At 65.0% G+C, this 7449-nt stretch carries 9 protein-coding genes; all 9 read right to left on the bottom strand.

What is annotated here, in order from left to right; genetic code table 11:
• Positions 1-56 precede the first annotated feature (56 nt).
• The 9 genes from madM to mdcA all read right to left on the bottom strand — a co-directional run bounded on the left by madM (position 57) and on the right by mdcA (position 7309).
• Positions 57-821, bottom strand: a complete 765-nt coding sequence (madM, locus tag OC610_RS17205) for a malonate transporter subunit MadM (protein ID WP_030137885.1) — start codon at positions 819-821, stop codon at positions 57-59.
• A gap of 5 nt (positions 822-826) precedes the next feature.
• Positions 827-1219, bottom strand: coding sequence for a malonate transporter subunit MadL (gene madL / locus OC610_RS17210; protein ID WP_198723988.1), 393 nt, complete (start codon positions 1217-1219; stop codon positions 827-829).
• 66 nt (positions 1220-1285) lie between these two features.
• A complete protein-coding gene (gene mdcH / locus OC610_RS17215) occupies positions 1286-2206 on the bottom strand; it encodes a malonate decarboxylase subunit epsilon (RefSeq protein WP_264429294.1) in 921 nt (306 codons plus the stop codon).
• Complete coding sequence (locus OC610_RS17220; protein ID WP_264429296.1) at positions 2203-2823, bottom strand: malonate decarboxylase holo-ACP synthase; 621 nt, start codon at positions 2821-2823, stop codon at positions 2203-2205. Before OC610_RS17220 ends, mdcH begins: the two co-directional genes overlap by 4 nt.
• Positions 2820-3623, bottom strand: coding sequence for a biotin-independent malonate decarboxylase subunit gamma (gene mdcE / locus OC610_RS17225; RefSeq protein WP_264429297.1), 804 nt, complete (start codon positions 3621-3623; stop codon positions 2820-2822). Before mdcE ends, OC610_RS17220 begins: the two co-directional genes overlap by 4 nt.
• A complete protein-coding gene (locus tag OC610_RS17230) occupies positions 3620-4471 on the bottom strand; it encodes a biotin-independent malonate decarboxylase subunit beta (protein ID WP_264429298.1) in 852 nt (283 codons plus the stop codon). The genes mdcE and OC610_RS17230 overlap by 4 nt, the downstream gene beginning before the upstream one ends.
• Positions 4464-4763 carry a malonate decarboxylase subunit delta gene (locus tag OC610_RS17235; protein WP_030137891.1) on the bottom strand — a complete coding sequence of 100 codons (300 nt, stop codon included), beginning with the start codon at positions 4761-4763 and terminating at the stop codon, positions 4464-4466. The genes OC610_RS17230 and OC610_RS17235 overlap by 8 nt, the downstream gene beginning before the upstream one ends.
• Positions 4763-5638: a triphosphoribosyl-dephospho-CoA synthase gene (locus OC610_RS17240; RefSeq protein WP_264429300.1), complete on the bottom strand. Its 876-nt coding sequence runs from the start codon at positions 5636-5638 to the stop codon at positions 4763-4765. Before OC610_RS17240 ends, OC610_RS17235 begins: the two co-directional genes overlap by 1 nt.
• The gene (gene mdcA, locus OC610_RS17245; RefSeq protein ID WP_264429302.1) at positions 5639-7309 is read right to left on the bottom strand and encodes a malonate decarboxylase subunit alpha; all 1671 of its coding nucleotides are present in this window, start codon (positions 7307-7309) and stop codon (positions 5639-5641) included.
• Positions 7310-7449: the final 140 nt, after the last annotated feature.

Consider the following 7449-nt stretch of genomic DNA (forward strand, 5'->3'; position numbering starts at 1 on the left):
TGTGGGAGCGAGCTTGCTCGCGATGACGCCAGTCCTTACAAAGAATAACTGAAGCCCTACCCCATCAACCCCCGCATGATCAGAAACAACAACGAAGGCCCCAACAAGCACCCAAGCGCCGTATAGAACGCAGCCGTCAGGCAACCATAAGGCACCAGCTTCGGATCGGTCGCCGCCAGGCCGCCGGCCACGCCGCTGGACGTGCCCATCAGCCCGCCGAAGATCACCGCACTACGCGGGTTGTTGAGGCCGATGAACGGCGCCACGAACGGCGTCGCCACCATCACCAGGATCGCCTTGATCAGCCCGGCGGCAATGGACAGTGCCATCACCTCGGAGCTGGCGCCAATCGCCGCCCCGGTCACCGGCCCGACGATATAGGTCACCGCCCCGGCACCGATGGTGGTCAGGCTCACCGAATCGGTATACCCGAAGGCCATCGCCACACCGACGCCGGCGATGAACGAGGTGCCGACCCCGACGAACAAGGCCAGCACGCCAACGAAACCGGCACGCTTGAGCTCCTCGATACTGACGCCGAACGCCGTGGCGACGATGGCGAAGTCCCGCAGCATCGCACCGCCCAGCAGACCAATCCCGGACAGCAACGGAATGTCCACCACGCCCTTCTGCCCGCCCGTCATGGCCCCGCCGATGTATGAGAGCACCAGCCCCAGCAGGATGGCGATGGCCGAACCGTGCAAGCGACCTTTGGTGAACGTATTGCTGATCCAGTAGGACACCCACATCGTGATGCCGACAATGGCGAAACCGCTGATCAGGCCGTAGCCGGTGATGACTTTCATCATGGATTCGTACATGGCGGTCACCCTACCGTTTTCACGGACACGTTGGATTGAGGGTCCTTGTTGCCGATGCGCACCAGCACCGGCACCAACGCAAAGGCAATCACTACCGCCAGGGTTCCGGCCAGGATCGCCATCGGCCCGCCTTTCAGCGCGCCATAGACGTTCTGCTGCGCCGCCATCGCGACCACGATCGGGATGTAGATCGCACTCCAGAATTCCACTCCAGCTTCGGACTTGCCCTTGAACAGGCCGCGCTTGTTCAAGTAGCTGCCCAGGCCAATCAATAGCAGCATCGCAATGCCGACGCCGCCGACGTTGGCCGGCACGCCAATCAATTTGCCCAGCAGCTCACCGATGAAAATACCCGCCAGGGTACAAAAGGCCAGAAACGCCACACCGTAGATAATCATTGTCGTAGTCCTCAAAATGCATCGTCGAAGTTGTTGTTTTTGTGCTTCGCCAGCTTGAGTCGGTGTCTAGGGTTGGCGCAGTCCCTCCTCATGCAGCAGCGCTTGCAGCGTGTCGAGCCGCGCGCCGTCGAACGCCATGACGGTGCCTTGCTCGAACACCCGGCGCGCCAGCCCGGTCAACACCGCGCCGGGCGGCAATTCGATTTGCAGGCGCACGCCACGCTCGTAGGCGCTCTGCACGGTGCCGCGCCAATCGACGACCCGGCACATGTTGAACGCGAGATCGTCGCGCAACGCATCGGCCTTGATCACCGGGCGGGCGCGGCTGCCGCTGAGATAGCCCAGGGTCGGCGCCTTCAACGATACGTTGGCGAATGCCTCGGACAATGTCCGCGCCGGAGCCTCCAGCAACGGGCAATGGGACGGCACGCTGACCGCCAATCGGCAGGCCTTGCCAGCACCTTGGCTACGAGCCATCCCAGCAACAATGCCCATGGCTTCGTCGCTGCCGGCAATGACCACCTGGTTGTCGGCGTTGATATTGGCCAGGTACACCGGCGTTGTTTCACTGTGCACCTGGGCCAGCAAGGTTTCCACGGCGGCGAGGTCCAGGCCGATGATCGCCGTCATGCCGTAGCCTTGCGGGTAGGCCTGCTGCATCAGTTCGCCGCGCAGGCTGACCAATCGCAGCGCATCGGCGAAACCCAGCGCACCGGCCACGACCGCTGCCGGATACGCGCCGATGGACAGTCCCGCGACGTAATCCGGCGCGGGGGCCTGCTCCAGCAGTCGACGAGCCGCCGCCACGCCGGCGACCAGCAGGCACAGCTGCACGGCGCGCGTCGATTGCAAGGCCTCGGCACTGTCCAATCGCGAGACGTCTTCACCCAGCACATCCCCCGCCTCGTCGAGGATCAGCGGCGCCAAGCCATGGAGCATGCCCACGCGCTGCGCACCCTGGCCGGGGAAGACGAAGAGGCTGCTCACGCGACCTGCTCCAGCGAAGATTGCCAAGGGTCATTCACCAGGCGCGCCTGGGTATCATCCTTGAGCAAGACCCGCCGCGACGAACCCGCCCATTCGCGCAGGGCGACGGCGCCGCAAGGCGTTTGCAATTGCATGTCCACGGCGCATGCCGAGGCATCCAGCAGCGCCAGCACTTCCTTGGCCTGGAGACGACCCAGACGCCGCGGCGTGCGCAGGATCAAATCCAGGTCGCTGCGCTCATGCAGCGCCTCGACGCCCGAGGCCAATTCGAACCCGGCGCTGCCGCCCACGCCCCAGCTCCAACCACCGGCGTCGAGCAAGGGTCGCAGCTGCGCCAGGGCTATCAATGCCGGCAGGTCACGACGGGATTCGACATGGCAAAGGTCTTCCGGGCGCACCCGACGCTGGACCGCACCTATAGACATCGACGTGGCGTAGCGCTGCTCCCGGGAGCGACCGCGTATACCCACCGCGACGTGCCCTGGGGAGGACAACGCTCGGCGCACCACCACCGGTTGCCCGAGGTCCAGCGACTCGATGGCCCAGCCCGGCGCATCCGCAGGCAACTGCGAGGCAGTCATCCCCCAGAGCAGGTCATGGGCCAGGAACGTGCTCACCACTGCGCCCTCAGCAATTGGCGAACGTGGCTGGACGCTGCGCGATGAGTCGCCCCCAAACGTCCGCTGAGATCCCGAGACGCACCGGCCACGTCGTTGATCGCCTGTTGCAGGCAATCTATCACCCGGCCCAGATCCGCCGCCGTCGGTTGCTCAATCTGCTCCACCGACAAGGTTTCCCAGAGCAGCCCCAGGCTGGCGTAGCTGTCGATGTCATAGGCCATCGGCGGCACGCTGGCGGCCAGGGCTTCGAGTTCTTCGACACTGCGCAGGGTCACTCGCGCCGCCGAGGCCTTGCCCATGGCGTGGACCATCACGCCCGGGTCGCGCAGGGCAATCAGCCGGTTGGCCTGGTAGCCGTGGGCGAGGAACGCACCGGACATCGCCTTGCCCACCAGCAAGCCAATCACCGGATGCCCGGCCAATCGGGCGCGGGCATAACTGTCCGCCGCGCCGGCCAGCGCCTGATGAATCCCGAGGGCTTCTTCGCGACGGCCATAAGCCTGGCTGGGCACATCGACGATGGCGACCAGCACACGTTTGCGCGGCGCATTGCGGTCGGCTTCAATGGCATCGTCCACCGCCTTGGCGAGACCCCAGCCTTCGAGCAAGCCGACTTCGCCGTTGCGTGCTCGAGGAAAACGGTTGGCGGGATCGGCCACCACGGCGAGCAGGCGCGCGGTTTGTTCGCCCAGCTGGACATCGGCGACTTTCAGCGAAGCCGGCAAGCCATCCAACGGCTTGGCGCCACCGCTCAGGGCCTCGAACCAGCGCAGGCCTCTCAATGAATACGAAGTCATGGACGTTCTCCCTGATACAGCTGGCGAACCGCTGCCGGTTCGATTTGCACGTCGGTGTCCAAGCGAGCCAGGCGCTGGAGGAACAACTCGGCCTGGCCGCTGCGGTGTTCGGTGGGCACACCCTGGTGCAACAGTTCACTGACTTGCCGGCGAATCTGCGCGACATCGTCGGCCGCGTATCGGTCCACCAATCCAGTGGCGTAACGCTGTTCGCCGCCGGTCAGGCTCCAGATGAACGGCCGGTCGCGGGAGTCGTATTCGTCGATCCCGGCTTCCTGCTCGATCACCTGCGGGCCGTTCAGGCCCAGCCGTGCTTCCTGGGTCACCAGCAAGTAACTGCACAACCCGGCCGCGATGGACATGCCGCCAAAACAGCCGACGCTGCCGGCGACCACGCCCACCACTGGCTGGTACTGGCGAAGGTCGACGATTGCCGAGTGAATCTCGGCAATCGCCGCGAGCCCGAGGTTGGCTTCCTGCAACCGTACGCCGCCGGTTTCCAGCAGCAATACGGCGCGGGTCGGAATGCCGTTGCGGTTGTCTTCAGCAGCCAGCTCCAGCGCCCCGGCGATTTTTGCCCCGCCGACTTCACCGAGGCTGCCGCCCTGGAACGCACCTTCGATGGCAGCCACGACAACCGGCAAACCGTCGAGGTTGCCCTTGGCGATCACTACGCCGTCGTCGCTCTGCGGCACCACGCCCTGGCGCAGCAGCCACGGCGACATGACGCGCTGGAAGGGGTCGAGCAATTCGCGGAATGTACCGTCGTCCAGCAAGGCCCTGGCCCGTTGCCGGGCACCGAGTTCGACAAAGCTGTGCTTGTTGAGCAGCGCTGCGCTGTCAGTCATGGCCGATCTCCTCGAAACCTTGCTCCAGGCGCAGACGCACCACGCCGGGGGTAGCGCCGAAATCATGGATGTCGATGCTCATTGCCGGCGGCGTCTGGCCGTCGAACATGCGGGTGAACAAATGCTGCCAGCGTTGCTCGCTGCCGTTGACCGAGGTCTGCACGTGGATGGTCAATTTGCCCGCCAGTCCCGGTTCGATCAGCACTTCCAGGTCGCCCGAGCCGACGCAACCCACCAGCGCCCGGCCCCGTGGCGGCTGCCCGGCGGGGAATTCAAAGGATAAGGTTTCCATCAGCAAGCTCCTGGAAAGAGGCCATCGCCGCGTTCGATACGGTCGAGAAACAGGCAGGCGGCGAGCAAGTCGGCAGCGCCGCCGGGCGAGGCGTTCAAGGCAATCAATTGTTGGTCCAGCGCATGCAACTGGCGGCGCCCGCCGAGGCTGGCGCTACCACCGGCGTCGAGCACCGCTTTGGCGCCGTGCTGCATGGCCTGCAAACCGGCTTCGCCAGCGCGGTAGAGCACGCAGGTGTCGGCCAGGGTGGTCATGATCGCCAGCAAGGCATCGAGCCGGGCGTTCTGTTCGCCCGCACCCGCCGCGCGACTGCGCTTGAGTTGCGGCAGGCCCAGGCCGGTCACCGCCGGGAATGCCAGTTGCGCTTCTTCCCGGGCGCCGCGCACGCCGTAGCGTTGGGCGACCTGGGCGCCATGGCTCAGGGGTTGCGGTGCATAACGGTCGTTGAGCAAGGCCAGGCGGGCAGCGCGTAGGGTGACGGCACCCGCGGCGTTGGATTCAGCTTCCAGCGCCGCCGCCGCTACGAGCAGGCCCAAGGCCCAGATTGCGCCACGGTGGGTATTCACGCCGCCCGTGGTCACCAGCATCGCGGCTTCACCTTCACGGCCGATCCGGCCGAGGGCTTCGCGCAGTGGCAGGCCGATCTCGCCGCAGTCGAGGGCGGCCTCGGCCATTTCCTTGAAGGCCGGCCACAATGACAACGCCGAAGCGTGCATCAGGCCCAGGTGCAAATCGGTGTGGGCACCGCTGCCGCGACGGTCCACCAGCGCCGGTTTCGGCGAGAGGTCGGCCTCGTCGATCAATGCGTCCACCGCCAGGTCGGCCAGTCGTTCAGCCAGGGAGATTGGCTTGGGTTGCAGATTTAGGGCGCGCATTTACCAGCTCCTGAACTTGGCGGGCGGGTTGTAGAGGCCACCGGACCATTCCACCAGGTCGGCCACGCTTTTGGCCGCGAGCAATTCGCGGGTGGCGTCGGTGCGACGGATACCGAGGTCCTCGGGCATGGCGATCAGCCCCTCGCGGCGCATGCGCGCGGTGTCTTTCGGGTCGTGGCGCAAGCCGATGGCGGTCACCCCGGCCACGGCGGCGATCATCGCCTGGCGCTCTTCGAGGGAACGGGCCTTGTACAGGTAGGCGATGCCTTCCTCGGTCAGCAGGTGGGTAACGTCGTCGCCGTAGATCATGATCGGCGCCAGCGGCATGCCGGCTTTCTTCGCCACGTCCACCGCGTCGAGGGTGTCGACAAAGGTCGGCTTGCCGCCCTCCTGGAACGTCTCGACCATCTGCACCACCAGTTTCTTGCCGCGTTCGAGCAACGGCGCCTCACCGTCGCCGTGGCGCATGTCGAGCCAGGCCGGTGTGCCGTGACGGCGGCCGCGCGGGTCGTGGCCCATGTTCGGTGCGCCGCCGAAGCCGGCGAGGCGGCCCCGGGTCACCGTGGAGGAATGACCGTCGCCGTCCACTTGCAGGGTGGCGCCGATGAACAGGTCCACCGCGTACTGCCCGGCCAGTTGGCAGACCATACGGTTGGAGCGTAGCGAGCCGTCATGGCCGGTGAAAAACACGTCGGGCCGGGCGGCGATGTAGTTTTCCATGCCCAATTCGGTGCCGAAGCAATGCACACTTTCGACCCAGCCGCTTTCGATGGCCGGAATCAGCGTCGGATGCGGATTGAGCGTCCAGTTGCGGCAAATCTTGCCCTTCAGGCCGAGGGATTCGCCGTAGGTCGGCAGGATCAATTCGATGGCCGCGGTGTTGAAACCAATGCCGTGGTTCAAGGATTGGACGTTGTGTTTTTCGTAGATCCCGCGGATCGCCATCATCGCCATCAGCACGTGCACAGGCTTGATATGACGCGGGTCGCGGGTGAACAGCGGCTCGATGTAGAACGGCTTGTCGGCCACCACCACGAAATCCACCCAGGACGCCGGGATATCCACACGCGGCAGGTCGCTGACGTCATCCACCAACTGGTTGACCTGGACGATGACGATGCCATCGCTGAACGCCGCCGGTTCGATCAGCGCTGGCGTGTCTTCGGTGCTGGGACCGGTGTAGATATTGCCGGCGCGGTCGGCCATGAAACCGGCCGAGAGCACGACATTGGGAATCAGGTCCACCACCAGCCGGGCGTAGAGTTCGATGTAGGTGTGGATCGCGCCGATTTCCAGCAGGCCGTCTTCCAGCAACTGGCTGATGCGCAGGCTCTGAGTGCCGGCAAAGGAGAAATCGAGCTTGCGGGCGATGCCGCGTTCAAACAGGTCCAGGTGCTCGGAACGACCGACACTGGGCATGATCATGTGCAGATCGTGCAGCTTTGACGGATTGGCCTTGGCGAGGGAGCGGGAAAGGAAATCCGCCTGCTTCTGGTTATTGCCCTCCAACACCACGCGGTCGCCGGGCAGGATCAAGGCCTCCAGCGCCGCAACGATGTTATCGGTGGGCAACACCACGCCATCGGCAAGGCCCTTGACCAACGCCAGGCGCCGCTGCTTTTCGCTGCGCCGCCGCGTCCATCGCGAGTCGGGGGATATTGTTGTTGTCATGACCACTCCACGGGTTCGCTGTCGTGGGGGTTACCTTAGGAGTGTTGTGGCGAGGGCATCAATCAAGCCCGATGGCGGATCGTTACGGTGGGAGTAATGGTTGATGCCGCAGCGGACAATGCTTCTGTGGCGAGGGAGCT

The sequence above is a fragment of the Pseudomonas agronomica genome (assembly GCF_025917275.1).
Lineage (GTDB): Bacteria > Pseudomonadota > Gammaproteobacteria > Pseudomonadales > Pseudomonadaceae > Aquipseudomonas > Aquipseudomonas agronomica.